This window comes from Nonomuraea sp. NPDC050547, from assembly GCF_044457345.1.
Classification (GTDB): domain Bacteria; phylum Actinomycetota; class Actinomycetes; order Streptosporangiales; family Streptosporangiaceae; genus Nonomuraea.
Window position 1 is genome coordinate 135,224 of sequence record NZ_JBITGW010000003.1, and the last position, 19,114, is coordinate 154,337.

The 19,114-nt window shown below is 71.3% G+C and carries 21 protein-coding genes; 15 read left to right on the top strand and 6 right to left on the bottom strand.

What is annotated here, in order from left to right; all coding sequences use genetic code 11:
• The first annotated feature begins 2 nt into the window (after window positions 1-2).
• The 3 genes from ACIBHY_RS08200 to ACIBHY_RS08210 all read left to right on the top strand — a co-directional run bounded on the left by ACIBHY_RS08200 (window position 3) and on the right by ACIBHY_RS08210 (window position 2,955).
• Complete coding sequence (locus tag ACIBHY_RS08200; protein ID WP_397306299.1) at window positions 3-908, top strand: GNAT family N-acetyltransferase; 906 nt, start codon at window positions 3-5, stop codon at window positions 906-908.
• Window positions 909-918: 10 nt separating this feature from the next.
• Complete coding sequence (gene moaA, locus ACIBHY_RS08205; RefSeq protein WP_397250092.1) at window positions 919-1,917, top strand: GTP 3',8-cyclase MoaA; 999 nt, start codon at window positions 919-921, stop codon at window positions 1,915-1,917.
• A 240-nt stretch (window positions 1,918-2,157) separates the two neighbouring features.
• Window positions 2,158-2,955, top strand: coding sequence for an NTP transferase domain-containing protein (locus ACIBHY_RS08210; protein ID WP_397306300.1), 798 nt, complete (start codon window positions 2,158-2,160; stop codon window positions 2,953-2,955).
• Between the two features lie 293 nt (window positions 2,956-3,248).
• Here the strand turns inward: ACIBHY_RS08210 and ACIBHY_RS08215 are convergent, their stop codons facing one another.
• Window positions 3,249-3,563: a DUF3099 domain-containing protein gene (locus ACIBHY_RS08215; protein ID WP_379617768.1), complete on the bottom strand. Its 315-nt coding sequence runs from the start codon at window positions 3,561-3,563 to the stop codon at window positions 3,249-3,251.
• A gap of 98 nt (window positions 3,564-3,661) precedes the next feature.
• Here ACIBHY_RS08215 and ACIBHY_RS08220 point away from each other — a divergent pair, with 98 nt between their 5' ends.
• Both ACIBHY_RS08220 and ACIBHY_RS08225 read left to right on the top strand, forming a co-directional pair.
• Window positions 3,662-3,874 carry a dodecin gene (locus ACIBHY_RS08220; RefSeq protein ID WP_397108224.1) on the top strand — a complete coding sequence of 71 codons (213 nt, stop codon included), beginning with the start codon at window positions 3,662-3,664 and terminating at the stop codon, window positions 3,872-3,874.
• 72 nt (window positions 3,875-3,946) lie between these two features.
• A complete protein-coding gene (locus ACIBHY_RS08225; protein WP_397306301.1) occupies window positions 3,947-4,963 on the top strand; it encodes a carcinine hydrolase/isopenicillin-N N-acyltransferase family protein in 1,017 nt (338 codons plus the stop codon).
• On the opposite strand, the gene ACIBHY_RS08230 is transcribed toward ACIBHY_RS08225, so the two are convergent.
• Window positions 4,947-6,314 carry a metallopeptidase TldD-related protein gene (locus ACIBHY_RS08230; RefSeq protein WP_397306302.1) on the bottom strand — a complete coding sequence of 456 codons (1,368 nt, stop codon included), beginning with the start codon at window positions 6,312-6,314 and terminating at the stop codon, window positions 4,947-4,949. The genes ACIBHY_RS08225 and ACIBHY_RS08230 overlap by 17 nt on opposite strands.
• Window positions 6,314-7,807: a TldD/PmbA family protein gene (locus ACIBHY_RS08235; RefSeq protein WP_397250084.1), complete on the bottom strand. Its 1,494-nt coding sequence runs from the start codon at window positions 7,805-7,807 to the stop codon at window positions 6,314-6,316. Before ACIBHY_RS08235 ends, ACIBHY_RS08230 begins: the two co-directional genes overlap by 1 nt.
• 77 nt (window positions 7,808-7,884) lie before the next feature.
• On the opposite strand from ACIBHY_RS08235, the gene ACIBHY_RS08240 reads away from it, so the two are divergent.
• Window positions 7,885-8,580: a beta-ketoacyl-ACP reductase gene (locus tag ACIBHY_RS08240; protein ID WP_379617778.1), complete on the top strand. Its 696-nt coding sequence runs from the start codon at window positions 7,885-7,887 to the stop codon at window positions 8,578-8,580.
• A 1-nt stretch (window position 8,581) separates the two neighbouring features.
• On the top strand, window positions 8,582-9,346 hold the full coding sequence (fabI, locus tag ACIBHY_RS08245; protein ID WP_379617780.1) for an enoyl-ACP reductase FabI: 765 nt from the start codon (window positions 8,582-8,584) through the stop codon (window positions 9,344-9,346).
• 340 nt (window positions 9,347-9,686) lie between these two features.
• Here the strand turns inward: fabI and ACIBHY_RS08250 are convergent, their stop codons facing one another.
• Window positions 9,687-10,496 (bottom strand): hypothetical protein, encoded by an 810-nt coding sequence (locus tag ACIBHY_RS08250; protein ID WP_397250082.1) that lies wholly within the window; start codon window positions 10,494-10,496, stop codon window positions 9,687-9,689.
• Window positions 10,497-10,621: 125 nt separating this feature from the next.
• The gene (locus ACIBHY_RS08255; protein ID WP_397250080.1) at window positions 10,622-11,569 is read right to left on the bottom strand and encodes an aldo/keto reductase; all 948 of its coding nucleotides are present in this window, start codon (window positions 11,567-11,569) and stop codon (window positions 10,622-10,624) included.
• Window positions 11,570-11,633: 64 nt separating this feature from the next.
• Between ACIBHY_RS08255 and ACIBHY_RS08260 the strand changes: the two genes are divergently transcribed.
• From ACIBHY_RS08260 to ACIBHY_RS08290, 7 genes are all read left to right on the top strand, one after another.
• Window positions 11,634-12,320, top strand: a complete 687-nt coding sequence (locus ACIBHY_RS08260) for an MSMEG_4193 family putative phosphomutase (protein ID WP_397108210.1) — start codon at window positions 11,634-11,636, stop codon at window positions 12,318-12,320.
• 9 nt (window positions 12,321-12,329) lie between these two features.
• Window positions 12,330-12,878, top strand: coding sequence for a DUF3090 domain-containing protein (locus ACIBHY_RS08265; RefSeq protein WP_397250078.1), 549 nt, complete (start codon window positions 12,330-12,332; stop codon window positions 12,876-12,878).
• Window positions 12,875-13,642, top strand: a complete 768-nt coding sequence (locus ACIBHY_RS08270) for an SCO1664 family protein (RefSeq protein WP_397250076.1) — start codon at window positions 12,875-12,877, stop codon at window positions 13,640-13,642. Before ACIBHY_RS08265 ends, ACIBHY_RS08270 begins: the two co-directional genes overlap by 4 nt.
• Before the next feature lie 33 nt (window positions 13,643-13,675).
• Window positions 13,676-14,332, top strand: a complete 657-nt coding sequence (locus ACIBHY_RS08275; RefSeq protein WP_397250074.1) for an NRDE family protein — start codon at window positions 13,676-13,678, stop codon at window positions 14,330-14,332.
• Window positions 14,329-15,549: a cysteine--1-D-myo-inosityl 2-amino-2-deoxy-alpha-D-glucopyranoside ligase gene (mshC, locus tag ACIBHY_RS08280; protein WP_397250072.1), complete on the top strand. Its 1,221-nt coding sequence runs from the start codon at window positions 14,329-14,331 to the stop codon at window positions 15,547-15,549. The genes ACIBHY_RS08275 and mshC overlap by 4 nt, the downstream gene beginning before the upstream one ends.
• A 654-nt stretch (window positions 15,550-16,203) precedes the next feature.
• Window positions 16,204-16,401, top strand: a complete 198-nt coding sequence (locus ACIBHY_RS08285) for a hypothetical protein (RefSeq protein ID WP_397250070.1) — start codon at window positions 16,204-16,206, stop codon at window positions 16,399-16,401.
• 70 nt (window positions 16,402-16,471) lie between these two features.
• Window positions 16,472-17,074 carry a D-glycero-alpha-D-manno-heptose-1,7-bisphosphate 7-phosphatase gene (locus ACIBHY_RS08290; protein ID WP_397250068.1) on the top strand — a complete coding sequence of 201 codons (603 nt, stop codon included), beginning with the start codon at window positions 16,472-16,474 and terminating at the stop codon, window positions 17,072-17,074.
• A 68-nt stretch (window positions 17,075-17,142) separates the two neighbouring features.
• Here the strand turns inward: ACIBHY_RS08290 and ACIBHY_RS08295 are convergent, their stop codons facing one another.
• A complete protein-coding gene (locus tag ACIBHY_RS08295) occupies window positions 17,143-17,622 on the bottom strand; it encodes a peptide deformylase (RefSeq protein ID WP_397250066.1) in 480 nt (159 codons plus the stop codon).
• 178 nt (window positions 17,623-17,800) lie between these two features.
• Between ACIBHY_RS08295 and ACIBHY_RS08300 the strand changes: the two genes are divergently transcribed.
• Window positions 17,801-19,111, top strand: a complete 1,311-nt coding sequence (locus tag ACIBHY_RS08300; RefSeq protein ID WP_397306303.1) for an MFS transporter — start codon at window positions 17,801-17,803, stop codon at window positions 19,109-19,111.
• Window positions 19,112-19,114 lie beyond the last annotated feature (3 nt).

The window sequence follows — 19,114 nt, forward strand, 5'->3', positions numbered from 1 at the left end:
GAATGGACGGAAGGCTCGTCGAGCGGGTGCGGCGCTTCAACCGCACCGTCACCCAGCGTGTGGGCGCCCTGGAGGACGCCTTCCTCGCCAGAGGGCGTCCGCTCGGGCAGGCCAGGGTGCTGTGGGAGATCGGGGACGCGGGCAGCGAGGTACGCCTGCTGCGCGCGCGCCTCGACCTCGACTCCGGGTACCTGAGCAGGATCCTGCGCGCCCTGGAGGGCGACGGGCTGGTGGTCGTCGAGAGCGACGCGGGCGACGCGCGGGTGCGCCGGGCTCGGCTCACCGAGCGGGGGCGGGCCGAGCGAGCCGAGCTCGACCGGCGCTCCGACGAGCGGGCCGAGTCGATCCTGCGGCCGCTCGACCACGGCCAGCGCGCGCGGCTCGTCGCCGCCATGACCGAGGTCGAGCGGCTGCTGGTCGCCTCCATGGTCGAGGTGGCCGTGAGCGACCCACGCCACCCCGACGCCCGCCACAGCCTGGGCGAGTACTTCGCCGAGCTGGGCAGGCGCTTCCCCGAGGGGTTCGACCCGGCCCGGGGGATCGCGGCGGGGGAGCGGGAGCTCACGCCGCCCAACGGGCTGATCCTGGTGGCCACGCTCCATGGCGACCCGGTCGGCTGCGGGGCGCTCAAGTTCCATGGCGACGGCGCCCACCTCAAGCGGATGTGGGTGTCGCCGGCCGTACGCGGGCTGGGGCTGGGACGGCGGCTGCTGGCCGAGCTGGAGGCGCGCGCGGCCGGGCACGGCGCGAGAACGGTCCGGCTGGAGACGCACGCCGCCCTCGCCGAGGCCAAACGGCTCTACCAGACGGCCGGCTACACCGAGGTGAGCCGCTTCAACGAGGAGCCTTATGCCCACCATTGGTTTGAGAAGACCCTGAACGCCGACGCGCGGAAGCACGTGCCGTAGGGTGTGCCACATGACCCCGACGCTCAACGACTCCTACGGGAGGGTGGCTACCGACCTTCGGGTGTCCCTGACGGACAAATGCAACCTGCGCTGCACGTACTGCATGCCCCCCGAAGGACTCGACTGGCTGCCCAACGCCCAGTTGCTGACCGCCGACGAGATCGTCAGGCTCGTCACCATCGGGGTCGAACGCCTGGGCATCACCGAGGTCCGCTACACCGGCGGCGAGCCGCTGCTGCGCCGCGAACTGCCCGACATCGTCGCCCGCACCACCCGGCTGCGCCCGCGCCCGCAGGTCTCGCTGACCACCAACGGCATCGGACTGGCCCGCCTGGCCCCCGCCCTCGCCGAGGCGGGGCTCGACCGGGTGAACGTCTCGCTGGACACGCTGGAGCCGGAGACGTTCAAGCGCCTGGCGCACCGCGACCGCCTCGACGACGTCCTGGCCGGCCTGGCCGCCGCGGATGACGCCGGGCTGCGGCCGGTGAAGGTCAACGCCGTGCTCATGCGCGGGATCAACGACCACGAGGCGCCCGCGCTGCTGCGCCACTGCCTGGAGCGCGGCTACGAACTGCGCTTCATCGAGCAGATGCCGCTGGACGCCCAGCACGGCTGGACCCGCGACAACATGATCACCGCCGACGAGATCCTCGCGATGCTGGCGCCGTCCTTCGAGCTGACCCCCGACGACCGGGAGGAGCGGGGCAGCGCGCCCGCCGAACGGTTCCTGGTCGACGGCGGGCCCGCGCGGGTGGGCGTGATCGGGTCGGTGACGCGGCCGTTCTGCGGCGCGTGCGACCGGGTGCGGCTGACGGCCGACGGGCAGGTGCGCAACTGCCTGTTCGCGCGGGAGGAGTCGGACCTGAAGACGGCGATGCGCGCCGGCGCCTCCGACGACGACCTCGCCGCCCGCTGGATCTCCGCCGTCGCCGCGAAACGCCCCGGCCACGGCATCGATGACCCCAGCTTCCTCCAGCCGTCTCGCCCCATGTCGGCGATAGGCGGCTGAGCTCTCCGTCTCTCTCCGTCGTGGCGGGCATCTGGCGGTTTCTGTCCGTTGCGGGGGACTTCCAGCCGTTACGGCGAGCCGCCCCAGCACCGCCCGCCGTCGCGGGCGCGCGGCCCCGGCCGATGGCCGGCAGTCTGACGTGGCCGCGCGCCGATACAGCGCACGCGGACCACCTGGGCAAGCCCCCCGGGGGGCGAACCCGTGGCGTGCGGGGGTGATCGCGGCGGTTACCGTGACCGGGTGGAGTATGACGCGGTGATTCTCGCCGGAGGCGCCGCCCGGCGGCTGGGCGGTGCGGACAAGCCCGGCCTGAGCGTGGGCGGGCGCTCGCTTCTGGAGATCGTGGCGGCCGCCGTGCCCGATGCCGGGAGGGTGATCGTCGTGGGGCCGAAGCGGTCTGCCCCGCGAGCCCTCTACGTGCTGGAGGAGCCCCGGGGTGGCGGGCCGGTGCCCGCGTTGCGCGCCGGGCTGAACGAGGTTCTGGCGCCCTGGGTGGCGCTCCTGGCGGGCGACATGCCCCTGTTGCGCCCCGCCCACGTCGCCGCTCTGCGCGGCGTGGCTTCCGGCGGACCGGCGGCCGGCGCGGTTCTGGTGGATGACGGGGGGCGGGAGCAGTGGCTGGCCGGGGTCTGGCGGGCCGGGCTGCTCAGGGAGGCGCTCGGCGGTTATGACGGGCGGTCTCTGCGCGGGCTGCTGGGCCCGCTGGAGCCGGTGCGGGTGGCGTTGCCCGGCCGGCCCTGGTTCGACTGCGACACTATGGACGATCTGGAGGAGGCTCACATGAACGTGCTCAGCGAGTGGACGGCCCTGGTCTGCGGGGAACTCGGCATCGACCCGGCCAAGGTGGACCGGGACCTGATCCTGGATCTCACCAAGGAGGTGGCCCACGGCGTGGCCCGGCCGGCCGCCCCGCTCACCGCCTACCTGCTCGGACTGGCCCAGGGAGCGGGCACCGCGCCGGAGGACGCCGTGGCCCGGTTGACCGCGCTGGCCGGCGACTGGACCGAGGCCACCGGGGAGAAGCTGACCGGCGAGTGACACTGCTACGAACTCCTCGTGTCAACCCGTGACCAAACCTGAAGATTTCCTGTGAATTTCGCGCACCGATGAGGTGTAAACGATTTCGGGAAAGCAGACCTACCCGCTGAGCGGGGGCAATGAGGTCTTCTCAGAAAAGGGCGAAGCCGGGTGGTTACGGGGGCAAACCACCCGGCTTCGCTTCATCGGCGTTCCGACGGGGGCCCGGAACGCCGGCACCAGCACTCCGACGGGGGACCGGAGCGCTTGGCTAAAGCGTACACCTACAACCCGTGGGATGCGTCAAGACTTAGTCACGACCCGATCTCGCGTCGGTGCAGGGGTATCTCGCTTTGGTTAGCCTCCGGTGTGTGAAAGGTAGGAGGCGGGGAGTCCTTCGACCTCTCATTGGCCCCGATTACGGCTATGTACGGCAAAAAGACGGCGCCGGCGATGAAGAGCAGCCGGTACGGCCACGGGACGGGCACCACGACGGCCAGGATGAGGCAGAGCGTGCGAATGCCCATCTTGATGAGGTAGCTGATCTCGCGCTTGCGCACGTCGTCGGAGAGCGACGGCTGCGCGTCCGTCACCTGGTGGACCTGCTTGCGCGTACGCCACCCCCTCATGCCTCCCACGGTAGACCTCGGAGGTGAAGGACGCGACGGGGCGCCGGTGCCGGAGCGAGGGTCATGCGATCATGGCTTTCGAGTAAGAGGAGGCGAAGATGACGGATCGAACGTATCGGGTGACCGAGATAGTCGGGACTTCGGGGGAGAGTGTCGACGAGGCCATCCGCAACGGCATCAGGCGGGCCTCGCAGACCCTGCGCCACCTGGACTGGTTCGAGGTGACGGAGATCCGGGGGCACATCGATCAGGGCGAGGTCGCACACTTCCAGGTGGGGATGAAGGTCGGCTTCCGCCTGGAAGACGGCTGATCGTCACGATTTCGCGGTGGTGGGTGACATTTCCGGCGGTGCATCGGAGACTTCGGAGCGAAGGGGGTCGCGATGCATCGCCGAACCGTGGCGCTGGTCTGCGCGCTGGGGACCGTTCTCGCAGGGGGCTGCGCCGTACAGGAGGAAACCGCCGTGGGCAGGAACAGGCCCGTGAGCAGCGCCCCGGCGGCCGAGCCGCTGTTACGGCAGAGCGCCGACGAGATCGCCCGCACGGCCGCCAGCCTGCGGCAGGTGGACGACCTGCCGCTGTACGAGATGACCTACCGGGGCTCCTACGACCCCGAAGCCCCGCTCACCAACGCGGAACTGGCCAGGAAGGACTCCGGCTGGGCCTGCTCGCTGTTCCTGCGCGGCGGGGAGTTCGGCCGCAACTTCGACTGGGACCCCAACCCGGCGATGATGATCAGGTCCGACCCGCCCGGCGCCTACGCCTCCCTGGCGATGTCCGACGTCTCCTACATCCTCGACCACGGCGGCGCGCCCGACCTGGCCGCCGACCGGCGCCGCCTCGCCCACGCGGTCCTGACGCCCTTCGACGGTGTCAACGAGAAGGGCCTGGCGGTGGGCCTGGCCTCCGTGCCCACGGCCGACCTGCCCGAGCCCACGCCCGAACGGCCCGCGATCAGCAGCCTGCGGATCATCCGCCTCATGCTCGACCGCGCCGCGACCGTGGAGGAGGCGCTGGAGATCATGCGCTCGCGCACCGTCGACTTCACCGGCGGGCCACAGGTCCACTACCTCATCGCCGACCGCTCCGGCGCCTCGGCCGTCGCCGAGTACGGAGACGGCCGGCTCCACATCATCCGCGACCGGATCCTCACCAACATCACGATGGCCGGATCGGATCGGGACACCCGCCTGGCCGACACCCGCTACCGCGCGCTCGACCAGGGTCTCACCACCAAGGCCGACGCCCTGGACCTGCTCAGGAGCGTCGCCCAGGGCCACACCCGCTGGTCGGTCGTCTACGACCTGGCCAAGGGGAGCGCACGCGTCGTCACCGCGAAACGGTGGCGACGCGTGCACACCTTCACTCTCAGCTCGCCAACGCTCAGCTCGCCTGGCTGACCGTCGACATGTTGAAGTCCGGCACCCGCACCGGCGGCATGACCGCCCGCGTGAAGTAGTCGTTCCACTCGCGCGGCAGCGTCTGCTCGGCGGCGCCCGCCTCGCTGATGCGGCCCAGCAGGTCCACCGGGCTCTCGTTGAAGCGGAAGTTGTTCACCTCGCCGACGACCTCGCCGTTCTCGACCAGGTAGACGCCGTCGCGGGTCAGGCCGGTGACCAGGAGCGTCTGCGGGTCCACCGTGCGGATGTACCACAGGCAGGTCAGCAGCAGGCCCCGCTCGGTCGAGGCGATCATCTCGTTCAGCGACCTGCCGCCGTCACCGCGCATGATCAGGTTGTCGATGTCGGGAGTGACGGCCAGGCCGCTCAGCTCCGCCGAGTAGCGGGTCTGGCGCAGCGCCGTGAGCGTGCCGCCGGAGACCCACTCGGTCGCCGCCAGCGGCAGCCCGTTGTCGAACACCGAGCTCTCGCGCCCCGCCGAGCGGGTCACGACGAACGGCGCGCAGGCGATGCCCTCCGCCGCCGGGTCACCGGCCAGCGTGAGCGGCAGCGGCGCGAGCCGTTCGCCCACGCGGGTGCCGCCGCCGCGCTTGGAGTAGACCGTCCGGCCGTCCAGCGCGTCCCTGGCGCCCGCCGACCAGTAGGCGTAGATCATGAGGTCGGCGACCGCGCTCGGGGGCAGCAGCGTCTCGTAGCGGCCCGCGGGCAGGTCGATGCGGTTCTTCGCCCACTCCAGCCGCATGGCCAGGGAGGCGTCGAGCGCGGCGACGTCCACGTCGGCGAAGTCGCGCGTGGCCACGCCCGTCCAGGCCGAGCGCTTGAGGTCGGCCGACTTGGCGTTGAGCTCCAGCCTGCCGGTCGGCTGGTCGTGGCGCAGCCGCAGGCCCGTCGAGGAGCCGAGGAAGGTCGAGGTCAGGGTGTGCTCGGCGAAGCCGTACAGCCTCCTGCCGCCCGCCTCCGCGGCCGAGAACGCCTCGCCCAGCGCGGGCGCGAACTCGCCGAACACCCCGATCTCGGTCGGCACGACCGGATCGGCCCAGCCCGCGCTCGCCGGCACGCCCGACACCAGCGGGCGGGCGTCCTCGGCGGGCTGCGCCTCGCGCGCCGCCGCGTCGGCCGCGGCCACCACGCCGGCGAGCTGCTCCGGACGTACGGCCGCGCGCGAGACCACGCCCACGCCCCCGCCCGCGATCGAGATCACGGTCAGCTGGGCGGAGCGGGCCACGCCGTTCGTGGTCAGGGTGTTGCCCGCGAAGCGCAGGTTGGCCGTCGAGCCGTCGTCCACGACCACCATGCAGTCGTCGGCGCCGGAGAGCTCCAGCGCCCGCTCAACCATCTCCTGGGGAGTCATCACTTGCCACCCTCCTGGACCGTGTTGAGGATGCGGACGCCGCGGAACAGCGCGGACGGGCAGCCGTGGCTGACCGGCGCGACCTGTCCTGGCTGGCCCTTGCCGCAGTTGAAGGCGCCGCCGAGCACGTAGGTCCGGGGGCCGCCGACGGCCTCCATCGAGCGCCAGAAGTCCGTCGTCGTCGCCTGGTAGGCGAAATCCCGCACCTGTCCGGCCAGCGCGCCGTTCTCGATCCGGTAGGCCCGCTGGCCGGTGAACTGGAAGTTGTAGCGCTGCATGTCGATCGACCAGCTCTTGTCGCCGACGATGTACAGGCCGCGCTCCACCCGCGAGATCAGCTCGTCGGTGGCCGGGCCGTCCGGAGCGGGCTTCAGCGAGACGTTGGCCATGCGCTGGATCGGCATGTGGCCGGGGGAGTCGGCGAAACCGCAGCCGTTGGAACGGCCGAAGCCCTTCATCAGCGCCATGCGCCGGTCGAGCTGGTAGCCGACGAGGATGCCGTCGCGCACGATGTCGAAGCTCTGGCCCGCCACGCCCTCGTCGTCGTAGCCGATCGTGGCCAGGCCGTGCTCGACCGTGCGGTCGCCGGTGACGTTCATGATCGGTGAGCCGTAGACGAGCTCGCCGAGCTGGTCGAAGGTGGCGAAGCTCGTTCCGGCGTACGCGGCCTCGTAACCGAGCGCGCGGTCGAGCTCGGTGGCGTGGCCGATCGACTCGTGGATCGTCAGCCACAGGTTCGACGGGTGGATGACCAGGTCGTGGTCGCCCGCCTCGACCGACGGCGCGGCCAGCTTCTCGGCCAGCAGCTCCGGCAGCTGGGCCAGCTCGCCCGCCCAGTCCCAGAAGGTGCCCGTCAGGTACTCGTAGCCGCGTCCGACCGGCGGCGCGATCGTCGACATGTCGTCGAAGCCCTGCTCGGAGGCCTTCATGGCGTTGAGCGCCGGGTGCAGGCGCACCCGTTGCTGCGTGGTGGAGGTGCCGGAGCTGTCGGCGTAGAACTTCTGCTCCTTCACCTGCAGCAGCCGGGCCGAGACGTGGTCGGCGCCCTTGAGCAGCCCCGCCGACCACTCGGCCAGCAGCGCGACCTTGTCGGCCTGGGGCACCTCGAACGGGTCCACCTCATACGGCGAGACCCAGGTGAGGCCGGAGTAGACCGGTTCCGGGGCCAGCTCGATCGGCTCCCTGTTGATGGGCGCGCTCACCTCGGCCACCCGCACCGCCTGCTCGGCCACCCTGGCCGCGGCCTCGGGGGTCAGGTCGATGCCGGAGGCGAAGCCCCACGTGCCGCCCTTGACCACGCGCACCGCGAAGCCGAGGTCGTCGGCGTCGACGGCGCCTTCGAGCCGCGTGTCGTAGAGGCTCAGGGACTCGCCCCTGATGCGTTCGAGGCGGAAGTCCGCGTGCTCGGCACCCAGGTCACGGGCACGTTGCAAGGCGGCGTCCGCGAGCTGCCCGAGGGGCAGCGCGAGGAAATCGGGGTCGATTTGACGCATGTCAACGATCCTAACCCCGTGATCTTGTACCCCCTGGACAAGCGCATACCAGCCGGTAGCAGATAGCGTCAGGTCCCATGGCACGCTCAGTACTCGTCACCGGCGGCAACCGGGGCATCGGCCTCGCGATCGCCCGCGAACTCGAAGCGGCGGGCGACGCCGTCGCCGTCACCTACCGATCGGGCGAGCCCCCACAGGGATTGTTCGGCGTCCGCTGCGACGTGACCAGCACCGAGGACGTCGAGGCCGCCTTCGCCAAGGTCGAAGCCGAGCAGGGCCCGGTGGAGGTGCTCGTCTCCAACGCGGGCATCACCAAGGACACCCTCCTGGCCATGATGAAGGAGGAGACCTTCACCGACGTCATCGACGCCAACCTGACCGGCGCCTACCGCGTCGCCAAGCGGGCCATCCGCCCGATGATGAAGCTCAAGCGCGGCCGCATCATCCTCATCTCCTCGGTCGTCGGCCTGTCCGGCCAGGCGGGCCAGGCCAACTACGCCGCGTCCAAGGCCGGGCTCGTCGGCTTCGGCCGTTCCCTCGCCCGCGAGTACGGCTCGCGCGGCATCACCGTCAACGTCGTCGCCCCCGGCTTCGTCGAGACCGACATGACCGCCGAGCTCGACGGCGAGGCCATCGTCAAGAACATCCCCCTGGGCCGCCAGGCCGCGCCCCAGGAGATCGCGCGCGTCGTCCGCTTCCTGGCGAGCGACGACGCCTCCTACATCACCGGGGCCGTGATCCCCGTCGACGGCGGACTCGGAATGGGGCACTGACATGGGCATTCTCGAAGGCAAGCGCATCCTGGTGACGGGCGTGCTGACCGACGCCTCCATCGCCTTCTCCGTGGCCAAGATCGCTCAGGAGGAGGGCGCCCAGGTCGTGCTGACCGGCTTCGGCCGGCTCAGCCTCGTCGAGCGCATCGCCAAGCGGCTCCCGCAGCCCGCGCCCGTGCTCGAACTCGACGTCCAGAACACCGAGCACCTCGACACCCTGGCCTCCCGGGTCGGCGAGCACGTCGACGGCCTCGACGGCGTCGTCCACTCCATCGGCTTCGCCCCCCAGACCGCACTCGGCGGCAACTTCCTGAACACCACGTGGGAGGACGTCGCCACCGCCCTGCACATCTCCACCTTCTCCTACAAGTCGCTGGCCGTGGCCTGCCTGCCCCTCATGAAGGAGGGCGGCTCGGTCGTCGGCCTCGACTTCGACGCCTCCAAGGCCTGGCCCGTCTACGACTGGATGGGCGTGGCCAAGGCCGGTCTGGAGTCCGCCAACCGCTACCTCGCCCGCGACCTCGGCAAGCAGGGCATCCGCGTGAACCTGGTCGCCGCCGGCCCGCTGCGCACGATGGCCGCCAAGTCGATCCCGGGCTTCAAGGAGTTCGAGGACAGCTGGCCGGAGAAGGCGCCGCTGGGCTGGGACCTGTCCGACACCGCCCCGGCCGCGCGCGCCTGCGTCGCCCTGATGTCCGACTGGTTCCCCGCCACGACCGGTGAAATCCTCCACGTGGACGGCGGCGTCCACGCGATCGGCGCATAGACCTTCCGGGCCCCCGCCACCCCGGGGGCCCTTTTCTCCGTGATCGCGTGATCGCTCTCGCCCCGCCGCACGAGCGGGCCTTCCGGGATCGGGTGGCACTTGGCCGGCCAAGGGGGCGTCGTAGCGGCGGGGACCACGTGGGCCCTCACGACCGGCGCTCGACGGGCGGTCACCCATGGCGGCGGGGCGGGTGGGGCGGCTTGCCGTAACGGCAGAACCGCACGACCCCGAACCCGGAAGCCCGCACAGACCCGAGCCCGCCGACCCGCGTGCCCGAACCCGCGGACCCGCACGAACCCGAACCCGCAGATGTGCGACCCCGAGCCCGCCGACGATGGGATCAAGCGAGGCGATGTCGACCGGGGGCAGGGGTGGGTTCGAAGGGGATGGAGTGTTCTTCGCGGCGTTTGCGTTGATGGGCGACGCGGGTGGCGAGGATGGCGGAGGCGAGCAGGACGGCGGTCAGTGCGGTGCCCAGCGCGTCGGAGGCCGGGGTGCTCGGGCGGACCACCTGGCGGCGGTCCTGCAGCGGGACCGTGAGCTCGTCGGCGTACGGGTTGGGCCACAGCAGGTCGATGCGCGGCTCTTCGGGGTCGGCGGTTCTGTGCTCTTCCACCGGTTCGGCGGTGTCCATCAGGTAGGGCTCGCTCTGCGGCGGGGTCGGGGCCTGCGTGGGCAGGACCTGGGTCTCGTCGCGGCGGTGGGTGGGGCGGGTGGACGGGGCCGGGCGGGGTTCGCGGGTGGTCTGGGTGGGTGTGGGGGTCAGGGTGTCGAGCACGCTCTGGTCGTCGCAGGCCAGTACGGGCAGGCAGACGTCGCCCAGCAGTTCGGGGGTCTTGGCCGAGGCCGGGCGGCTGCTCGTCGGCGTCGGGGCGGGTTTGCCGGTCGGCACCGCCTTGCCCACGGTGCCGAGGACCTCGTCGGTGGTCTCGTTCAGACCGTTGGTCACCGGCTCGGCGGCCTTGCCCGTTAATCCGTCCACGGTGCTGGTGACGGCGTTCACGACGTCGCACAGGCTGTTGGTCACGCCGGAGAGCAGCCCGCCGCCCTTGGCGCAGTCCTGGACGGCCGCGACGGCCGGCGCCGCTCCCGGGATGGCGGCCAAGGCCACGGCGAGTACACCCGTCGTGATTGCGGCCCTGCTCCCCATGCGCCCTCCTACTTCGCCTCGGAGGAAATCTTTATGGACATCACCGCCGAGAGGCAGGTGTTTCTCGGCGAAAGTTGCGATTCGGTATCGACTAGTGATACGCGAGTGGCGCTCTCATTCCTTGCTCAGTCGAGCGACGACACGTCGTCGAGCGCCTCCCTGATCTCCCGCGGCAGGATCACGTCCTCGGCCAGCAGGACGGCGTTGAGCTGGGAAGTCGTGCGCGCGCCGACGATCGCCGAGGCCACGCCGGGCTGGTCGCGCACCCAGGACAGCGCGACGGCCAGCGGCGAGACGCCCAGGCCGTCGGCGGCGGTCATGACCGACTCCACGACGCTGCGCGAACGCTCGTCGAGGTAGGGCCGGACGAAGTCGGAGAAGTGCGGGGTGGCGGCGCGCGAGTCGGACGGGATGCCGGTGCGGTACTTGCCGGTCAGCACGCCCCTGCCCAGCGGCGACCAGGCCAGCACGCCGGCGCCCACGTGCTCGGCGGCGGGCAGCAGCTCCCGCTCGGGCTCGCGGGCCAGCAGGGAGTACTCGGCCTGGGCCGAGGTGATCGGGATGCGGCCGGGGATCGCGCGCTGGGCGACCGCGGCGGCGGCGAGCTGCCAGCCGGAGTAGTCGCAGACGCCGGCGTAGACGGCGCGGCCGGAGGTGACGATGGCGTCCAGCGCGGCGAGCGTCTCCTCCAGCGGCACCTCCGGGTCGAAGGTGTGGAGCTGCCACAGGTCGACGTAGTCGAGCCCGAGGCGGTTGAGCGAGGCGTCGCAGGCGGCGATCAGGTGGCGGCGTGAGGCGTCACGGGGCCTGCGGCCGGTCGGGGTGACCACGGCCTTGGTGGAGATGACCAGTTCCGAGCGCGGCACCGCGTCGCGCAGCATCCGCCCGAGCAGGCGTTCGGCGTCGCCGCCCGTGTAGACGTCGGCGGTGTCGACGAGGTTGCCCCCGGCCTCCAGGAAGGTGCGCAGCTGCACCGCCGCGTCGTCGGCGTCGGTGTCGCGTCCCCAGGTCATCGTGCCGAGTCCGAGCCGGGATACCGACAGGCCGCTGCGGCCGACATAACGCTGCTCCATGATCCCGCCAGGGTACCGCCCAGCCGCGTCCAACACGGGGATCGACGCCTGCGACACTTGCCAGGTGACCACGCTTCTCCTGGCCCGTCACGGGCTGACCGATTTGACCGGTCCGGTGCTGGCAGGGCGCACTCCGGGCGTACATCTGAGCGAGGCGGGGCGGGCTCAGGCCGCGGCCCTGGCGGGGCGGATCTCCCAGGTGCGCCTGGACGCGATCGTCTCCAGCCCGCTGGAGCGCTGCCAGGAGACCGCCGCCGCGGTCGCGGAGGGGCGCGGGCTGGCCGTACGGACCGACGAGCGCTTCATCGAGTGCGGCTACGGCGAGTGGACCGGGCGCGAGCTCAAGGAGCTCGCCGAGGAGCCGCTGTGGAAGGTCGTGCAGGCGCATCCGAGCGCGGTGGTCTTCCCGGGCGGCGAGGCCATGGCCGAGGTGCAGCGGCGGGCGGTGGCCGCGGTGCGCGAGTGGAACGAGCGGCTCGGGGGGAAGGGTGTCTACCTCGTCTGCAGCCACGGCGACGTGATCAAGGCGATCGTGGCCGACGCTCTGGGGCTCCATCTCGATCAGTTTCAGCGCATTACGTCGGATCCGGCGGCACTCACCGTGATTCGCTATACACCCTTGCGTCCCTTTGTTAGCAGAGTTAACGATATGGGGGAATTGCGGCTTCCCGAGGATTCGGAGGAGAAAGACGGGGGAGAAAAACTCACCGGGAGCGATGCCGCCGTCGGCGGCGGATCCGGGACCACGTAAGGTCAGGCTATGCCGGTCTTCGACTACGACCCACCCGAGCGGTTCGTGGCCGGTGCCTTGGGGCAGCCGGGGGCGCGAGCCTTCTTCCTTCAGGCCCGTGCCGAAGGTCGGCTGACCACGGTCGCGCTGGAGAAGCTCCAGGTGGCGGCGCTCGCGGGCAGGCTCGACGAGCTGCTCGACGAGGTGCTGCGGCGCAGTGGAGGCACCGCCCATATCCCCGCCCTGGCTCCCAGCGACCTGACCGACGACGGCCCCCTCGACACCCCTCTCGACGAGGACTTCAAGGTGGGCACGATGGCCCTGGCCTGGGATCCCGACACCTCCCAGGTGGTCATCGAGGCCCAGGAGATCGTCGACGAGGAGGACGAGGCCGCTCCGGAGCCCGCCATGCTGAGGGTGCGGATGAGCGCGGGGGCAGCCCGCGCCTTCACCGCGCGGGCCCTGCAGATCGTCGCCGCCGGGCGGCCGCCGTGCCCTCTGTGCGGCCAGCCGCTCGACGCCGAAGGACATGTGTGCGTGCGCCTGAACGGATACCGCGGGGGTGAGGCAGCGTCGTGAGCAGTGCCCAGGAGAGCGAGCCGGTAGTCAGAAACGCCCAGCCCTCGGCCGTGCAGGACGAGGGGGCGCTGAGGCTGCTGCGCGACGGCCGCCTGGAGGTGGCCGGACGCCTGGTCGAGGCCACCAACATGACGCTGTACTGCTCGCTGACCCTGGGCGGGCGCACGGCGGCCTGTGTCTACAAACCGGTGCGCGGGGAGCGCCCCCTGTGGGACTTCCCCGACGGTACGCTCGCCGCCCGTGAGGTCGCGGCCTTCGAGGTCTCGCAGGCCACCGGGTGGGGCATCGTGCCGCCGACCGTCTACCGCGACGGGCCGTTCGGACCCGGCATGTGCCAGTTGTGGATCGACACCGAGCACGAGATCGACCTCATGCGCCTGGTCCGCAGCCGCCACCCCGGGCTGCGCCGGATGGCCGTGTTCGACGCGGTGGTCAACAACGCCGACCGCAAGGGCGGCCACCTGCTGCCGCTGCCCGACGGGCACGTCTACGGCGTCGACCACGGCGTCTGCTTCGCCGCCGAGGACAAGCTGCGCACCGTGCTGTGGCAGTGGCGGGGCAAGCCGCTGGCCCGCGACGCGGTGGCGGTCCTGGCCAAGCTCGAACGCGACATCGAGTCGGGCGGGCTGGGGCGCCGCCTGCGTCAGCTGCTGACGCTGGCCGAGGTGGAGGCCACCTGGAACCGCGTACGCCGCCTGCTGGACACCGGCGTACACCCCTATCCGTCGGAGGACTGGCCCGCCATACCCTGGCCCCCCATCTGATCCGGTACTAGAGCGTTTACTACGCTGTGCCCCATGTGCACGGTGATCGTGAGAACCGGCGACCCCCTGACCCTGATGGGCGTGCGTGACGAGTTCGCCGACCGGCCCTGGGAGGGGCCCGGCGAGCACTGGCCCGACCATCCCGGCGTCGTCGGCGGCCGTGACCTCAAGGCGGGCGGCACCTGGCTCGCCGTCGACCCCGCCACCCGCCGCGCCGCCGCCCTGCTCAACGGCCGCGGCGTCCCCGCCTCCGACAAGATCCGCGTCTCCCGCGGCGACCTCCCGCTCAGGGCCCTGGCCGAGGGCGGCCTGCCCGCTGGCGACCTGTCCGTCTACGACCCCTTCCACCTGGTGCTCGCGGATCCGTCCGGCGCCCGCCTGTGGAGCTGGGACGGCGTACGGCGGGCCGCCACCACCCTGCCGGACGGCGTCAGCGTCATCGTCAACAGCGGCATGGACCCCGGCGACCCCCGAGTCATCGCCCAGCGGCCCCGCTTCGCCGCCACGGACGACTGGTGGCCGCTCACCGGCGACCCGCACTCCGCCGAGCCGGGCGCGCTGATTCTGCGCCACGTCCTGCCGGACGGCCGGGTCTTCGCCTCGCTCTCGGTGACCATGGTCACGCTCTCCGCCGACGCGGTGACCACCGAGTTCGGCGACCTCACCGGCCGGATAGGCTCACAGGCATGAGATCGTGGTCTGCCCCGAACATTCCTGAGCTGCCCGGCGAGAGCGTCCCGCTGCGGCTTTACGACACCGCCGCGAGGCAGGTCAGGCAGACCGATCCGGGCCCCGTGGCCCGCATGTACGTGTGCGGCATCACGCCCTACGACGCCACCCACCTGGGCCACGCCAACACCTATCTCGCCTTCGACCTGGTCGGCCGCGTGTGGCGGGATTCCGGGCACGAGGTCCACTACACGCAGAACGCCACCGACGTGGACGATCCGCTCCTGGAGCGGGCCGAGCAGACCGGCATCGCCTGGCAGGACCTGGCCGAGCGCGAGATCGAGTTGTTCCGCACCGACATGGAGGCCCTGCGCATCGTGCCGCCGCGCGAGTACGTGGGCGTGACCGAGGTCGTGGGCGAGGTGGCCGAGCTGATCCGGCGGCTGGGGCCGTACACCTACGATCTCGACGGCGACATCTACTTCAGCCGGGCCGCCGCGCCGAAGTTCGGCGAGGTGTCCGGCTACTCCGAGCAGGAGATGCTGACGCTGTTCGCCGAGCGCGGCGGCGACCCCGACCGGCCGGGCAAGCGCGACCCGCTCGACTGGCTGCTGTGGCGCGCGGAGCGGCCGGGCGAGCCCGCCTGGGACACGGCGCTGGGGCGCGGCCGTCCCGGCTGGCACATCGAGTGCACCGCGATCTCCCTGGCCAGCCTGGGCCCCGGCTACGACGTGGCGGGCGGCGGCTCCGACCTGATCTTCCCGCACCACGAGTGCGGCGCCTCGGAAGGCCACGCCGCCACCGGCGAGTGGCCCTTCGCCCGCTTCTACACCCACGCCGGGATGGTCGGCCTCGACGGCGAGAAGATGTCGAAGTCGAAGGGCAACCTGGTCTTCGTCTCCCGGCTGCGCGCCGAACACGACCCGATGGCGATCCGGCTGGTCCTGCTGGCCCGCCACTACCGCTCGGACTGGGAGTACACCCCCGGCCAGCTGGCGGACGCGGAGGCCCGCCTGTCCCGCTGGCGCGAGGCGACCGCGCTGCCCTCGGGCCCGCGCGCCGAGGACCTGCTGGCGGAGGTACGCGCCCGCCTGTCCGACGACCTGGACGCCCCGGGCGCCCTGGCCGCCGTGGACACCTGGGCCGCCCAGGCCCTGGCCGACGGCCCCGGCCCTGACCCCGCCGCCCCCGCCCTGGTCCGTGCTCTCACCGACGCGCTGCTGGGCGTACGCCTTTAAAGCGCGCGAAAGTAAGCCGCCTTTTGCGGTGACGCTTATGTCGAATGGAATTCCATTCAAGAAACATGAGCACCCTTGGAGTAAATCACCAATCGTAGGCAGGCCCCTGACCTGCGAGTTCGCCAAAGAGACCGCATTCTTGTCCAGGAAAGCACGAAACCTGGTACCTTCTGCCCGGTCATAACTCTCACCGCTCGATCCGCTCCCCGCGGGTTGGTCGAGCTGACCCCGCGATCAACTCCAGGAACGTCTGGGGTCCGAAGGGTGGGAGCTATGAGGGCCAAGGTCGAGGAGTCCGACCCGCAGTACGCGCTGCTGGCGGTGATCCAAGTGCTGATCGGTCTGCTCGATCTGCTTCAGAGGAGTAGGGGGCTCAGCTAGCTGCGCGCTAGCTGAACCCCCGAGTGATGCGAGTTCCCCGGCTGCTGGAGTGACACCAAGGGGCCGGGGGCTCTCATATGCGGGGCAGAAGCTACCACAGCTACCGCGGCATTGTTACCGCAATCAGGGCGTCACTTTCACGCCATGCGGGTGCCGGTCCCGAAACGCCCTCCCGGCCTGGGACGCTCGCGTCGCGGTTCACGCCGGAGCGTGGTAACTCGTGCTTGACGCGGAGGCCGGGCGGCCCGAGGGGGTTTGTCTAGGATGTCAGGCATGTCGGAACCTCAGGAGGTCGTCCTCCTCAACGGCCAGACCCTCGCCTGCGACTCCTGCGGCGGCTCGGCCTTCGAGCAGCACCGCTGGAAGCTGCAGACCACGGGGATGACCTTCATGAACCTCGACTGGGCCAACCGGGACGCGACCTGCTTCGTCTGCGCCACGTGCCGGCGCATCCACTGGTTCCACCTGTGAGCGGTGCCTCGGGGTCGTTTGGGGCGTGGTCCGGCGGGTAGCTGGGCCGCGTTCCGACGGAGGTGCGAAAGTGTTCGATCATCATCGTCCCGCGGCCGTCCTGTTCGACCGCGACGGGACGCTGATCAGGGATGTTCCCCACAACGGCGACCCGGGGCGCGTGGTGGCCATGCCGGGCGCGGGCGCGGCGCTCAGCCGGTTGCGCCGCGCCGACGTGCCGGTCGGGGTGGTCATCAACCAGTCGGACGTGGGGCGCGGCCTGCTCTCGCCGGACGACATGGACCAGGTCAACTCCACGGTGGAGGCGCTGCTGGGGCCGTTCGACGCCTGGGCGATCTGCGTGCACGCCGACGGCGACGGTTGCACCTGCCGCAAGCCCGCACCCGGCCTGGTGATCAGAGCGGCGGCCATCCTGGACGTCAGCCCGCGCGACTGCATGGTCGTGGGCGACCTCGGCAAGGACATGCAGACCGCGCGCGCCGCCGGGGCGCGCGGCATCCTGGTGCCGACCCCGCTGACCAGGCCCGAGGAGATCGACGCCGCCGACGAGGTGGCCGCGGACCTGAACGACGTGGCCGACCGCGTCCTCAGCGAGCCCGTGCTCGCGGGCGCGGGCCTGCGCGGCGCCGGCCTGGCCGACTGGGCGCGCGCCGTGGGCTGGAACCGCTGGTGAAGAGCTGCCGGTAGGACCGACGGCGGCACGGAACCTCTGGTGAAGACCCTCAAGGCCGGCTGAAGGACCTACGCGGTGACGGTGGCCAGGAAGCGCTCGCGTTCGTCGGCCGGGAGGTGGTCGCTGAACAGCACCCCGTCCAGGTGGTCGCACTCGTGCTGCAGCACCCTGGCCAGCACGCCCAGCGCCCGTACCGTGACCGCCTTGCCGAACATGTCCCGCCCGCGCGCCACCACCATGTAGGAACGCTCCAGCGGCCACCAGGCGCTGGGCGCCGACAGGCAGGCCTCGTCCGCGGTCACCTTCCGCTCCGACAGCTCCAGCCGCGGGTTGACGAGGTGCCCGGCCTTGCCGTCGTAGTCGTAGACGAGCACCCGCGACGGCACCCCGATCTGCGGCGCCGCCAGCCCGGCGCGGCCCGCTCCCGACCGCATCGTGATCGTCAGGGACTTCACCAGCCCCCGGAGCTCCCGGTCGAACTCCTTCACCGGCTCCGCCACCGAACGCAGCACCGGATCGCCGAACAGCCGGATCGCCTGGACCCTCACACGCAACTCCCCGAGATCTCGCGCGATGTCAGGGAACAGTTTCCCAGCAATGATCGCCGCCAACCTGGAGCCGGCCGTTACATCCGTGTTGCCGGGGTTACGGCGGTGAGTCCGCTGTAACCGCCGCACCGTCACAGACCGTCAGCGTGCGTAACGAGCGCTGCCTACGGTCACGGCCATGACCCGATGGATCGCCGCATGGCACCCCGACGACCCCGCCTTCTGGGAGCGCACCGGCAAGAAGGTCGCCCGGCGCAACCTCGTCTTCTCCATCCTGGCCGAGCACCTCGGCTTCACCGTCTGGACGCTGTGGAGCGTGGTGGCGGCCAAGACGGGCCGGCTCGACCTGTCGACCGACGAGCTGTTCTGGCTGGTGGCGCTGCCGAACCTGGTCGGCTCCGCGCTGCGCCTGCCGTACACCTTCGGGCCGGCCAGGTTCGGCGGGCGGACGTTCACGGTGGTCAGCGCGCTGCTGCTGCTCATCCCCGCGATCGCGCTCGGGTTCGCGGTGAGCGATCCGGCCACGCCGTTCTGGGTGCTGCTGGTGATCGCGGCCACGGCCGGTCTCGGCGGCGGGAACTTCGCCTCCAGCATGGCCAACATCACCTACTTCTATCCGCAGAGTAAGCAGGGCTCGGCGCTCGGGCTCAACGCGGCGGGCGGCAACATCGGGGTCAGCTCTGTGCAACTCGTGGTGCCGCTGGTGATCGGCGGGCTGGGGCTGGCGGCGGCGGGCTGGTTCTGGGTGCCGTTCATCGTGGTGTCGGCGGTCTGCGCCTGGTTCTTCATGGACAACCTGGCCACCGCCAAGGCCGAGCCGCGCGAGCAGCTCGCGGTCGCCCGCAGCGCCCAGACGTGGATCATGTCGTTCCTCTACATCGGCACGTTCGGCTCGTTCATCGGCTACTCCACCGCCTTCCCGCTGCTGGCCAAGAGCCTGTTCCCGGCGGCGCCGTGGACGGCGGTGGCCTTCGCGGGACCGCTCGTGGGCTCGCTGATCCGGCCGGTGGGCGGGTGGCTGGCCGACCGGCTGGGCGGCGCGCGGGTGACGTTCTGGACGTTCGCCGCGCTGGGCGCGGGCGTCCTGCTGACGTGGGCGGCCGCGGCGGGTGGCGGGTTCTGGGCGTTCTTCCTGGCCTTCCAGCTGCTGTTCGTGACCTCGGGTATCGGCAACGGCTCGACGTACCGCATGATCCCGGCCATCTTCCAGGCGAAGGCGCGCGCCGAGCGCGGCGCGGGCGAGCAGGCCCTCGTGTACGGCAAGCGCCAGGCCTCGGCCGCGATCGGCATCATCTCCGCGGTCGGGGCCTTCGGCGGCTTCCTCATCAACCGGGGCTTCGGCATGTCGTTCGCCCAGACCGGCAGCCCGGCGGCGGCCTTCCTGGCCTTCGCCCTCTTCTACGCCGCCTGCACCGCGCTGACCTGGTGGTGCTACCTGCGCACGCTCGGCGCCGCCCGCCTGCCCAGCCTCGCCCACGCCCGCGTGTGAGGC

Excerpts from the sequence above, each read along its gene's own strand:
- ACIBHY_RS08200 (WP_397306299.1), top strand. The coding sequence starts at position 3 with ATGGACGGAAGGCTCGTCGAGCGGGTGCGGCGCTTCAACCGCACCGTC.
- moaA (WP_397250092.1), top strand. The coding sequence starts at position 919 with ATGACCCCGACGCTCAACGACTCCTACGGGAGGGTGGCTACCGACCTT.
- ACIBHY_RS08215 (WP_379617768.1), bottom strand. The coding sequence starts at position 3,563 with ATGAGGGGGTGGCGTACGCGCAAGCAGGTCCACCAGGTGACGGACGCG.
- ACIBHY_RS08220 (WP_397108224.1), top strand. The coding sequence starts at position 3,662 with ATGACGGATCGAACGTATCGGGTGACCGAGATAGTCGGGACTTCGGGG.
- ACIBHY_RS08225 (WP_397306301.1), top strand. The coding sequence starts at position 3,947 with ATGCATCGCCGAACCGTGGCGCTGGTCTGCGCGCTGGGGACCGTTCTC.
- ACIBHY_RS08230 (WP_397306302.1), bottom strand. The coding sequence starts at position 6,314 with ATGACTCCCCAGGAGATGGTTGAGCGGGCGCTGGAGCTCTCCGGCGCC.
- ACIBHY_RS08235 (WP_397250084.1), bottom strand. The coding sequence starts at position 7,807 with ATGCGTCAAATCGACCCCGATTTCCTCGCGCTGCCCCTCGGGCAGCTC.
- ACIBHY_RS08240 (WP_379617778.1), top strand. The coding sequence starts at position 7,885 with ATGGCACGCTCAGTACTCGTCACCGGCGGCAACCGGGGCATCGGCCTC.
- fabI (WP_379617780.1), top strand. The coding sequence starts at position 8,582 with ATGGGCATTCTCGAAGGCAAGCGCATCCTGGTGACGGGCGTGCTGACC.
- ACIBHY_RS08250 (WP_397250082.1), bottom strand. The coding sequence starts at position 10,496 with ATGGGGAGCAGGGCCGCAATCACGACGGGTGTACTCGCCGTGGCCTTG.
- ACIBHY_RS08255 (WP_397250080.1), bottom strand. The coding sequence starts at position 11,569 with ATGGAGCAGCGTTATGTCGGCCGCAGCGGCCTGTCGGTATCCCGGCTC.
- ACIBHY_RS08265 (WP_397250078.1), top strand. The coding sequence starts at position 12,330 with ATGCCGGTCTTCGACTACGACCCACCCGAGCGGTTCGTGGCCGGTGCC.
- ACIBHY_RS08275 (WP_397250074.1), top strand. The coding sequence starts at position 13,676 with ATGTGCACGGTGATCGTGAGAACCGGCGACCCCCTGACCCTGATGGGC.
- mshC (WP_397250072.1), top strand. The coding sequence starts at position 14,329 with ATGAGATCGTGGTCTGCCCCGAACATTCCTGAGCTGCCCGGCGAGAGC.
- ACIBHY_RS08285 (WP_397250070.1), top strand. The coding sequence starts at position 16,204 with ATGTCGGAACCTCAGGAGGTCGTCCTCCTCAACGGCCAGACCCTCGCC.
- ACIBHY_RS08300 (WP_397306303.1), top strand. The coding sequence starts at position 17,801 with ATGACCCGATGGATCGCCGCATGGCACCCCGACGACCCCGCCTTCTGG.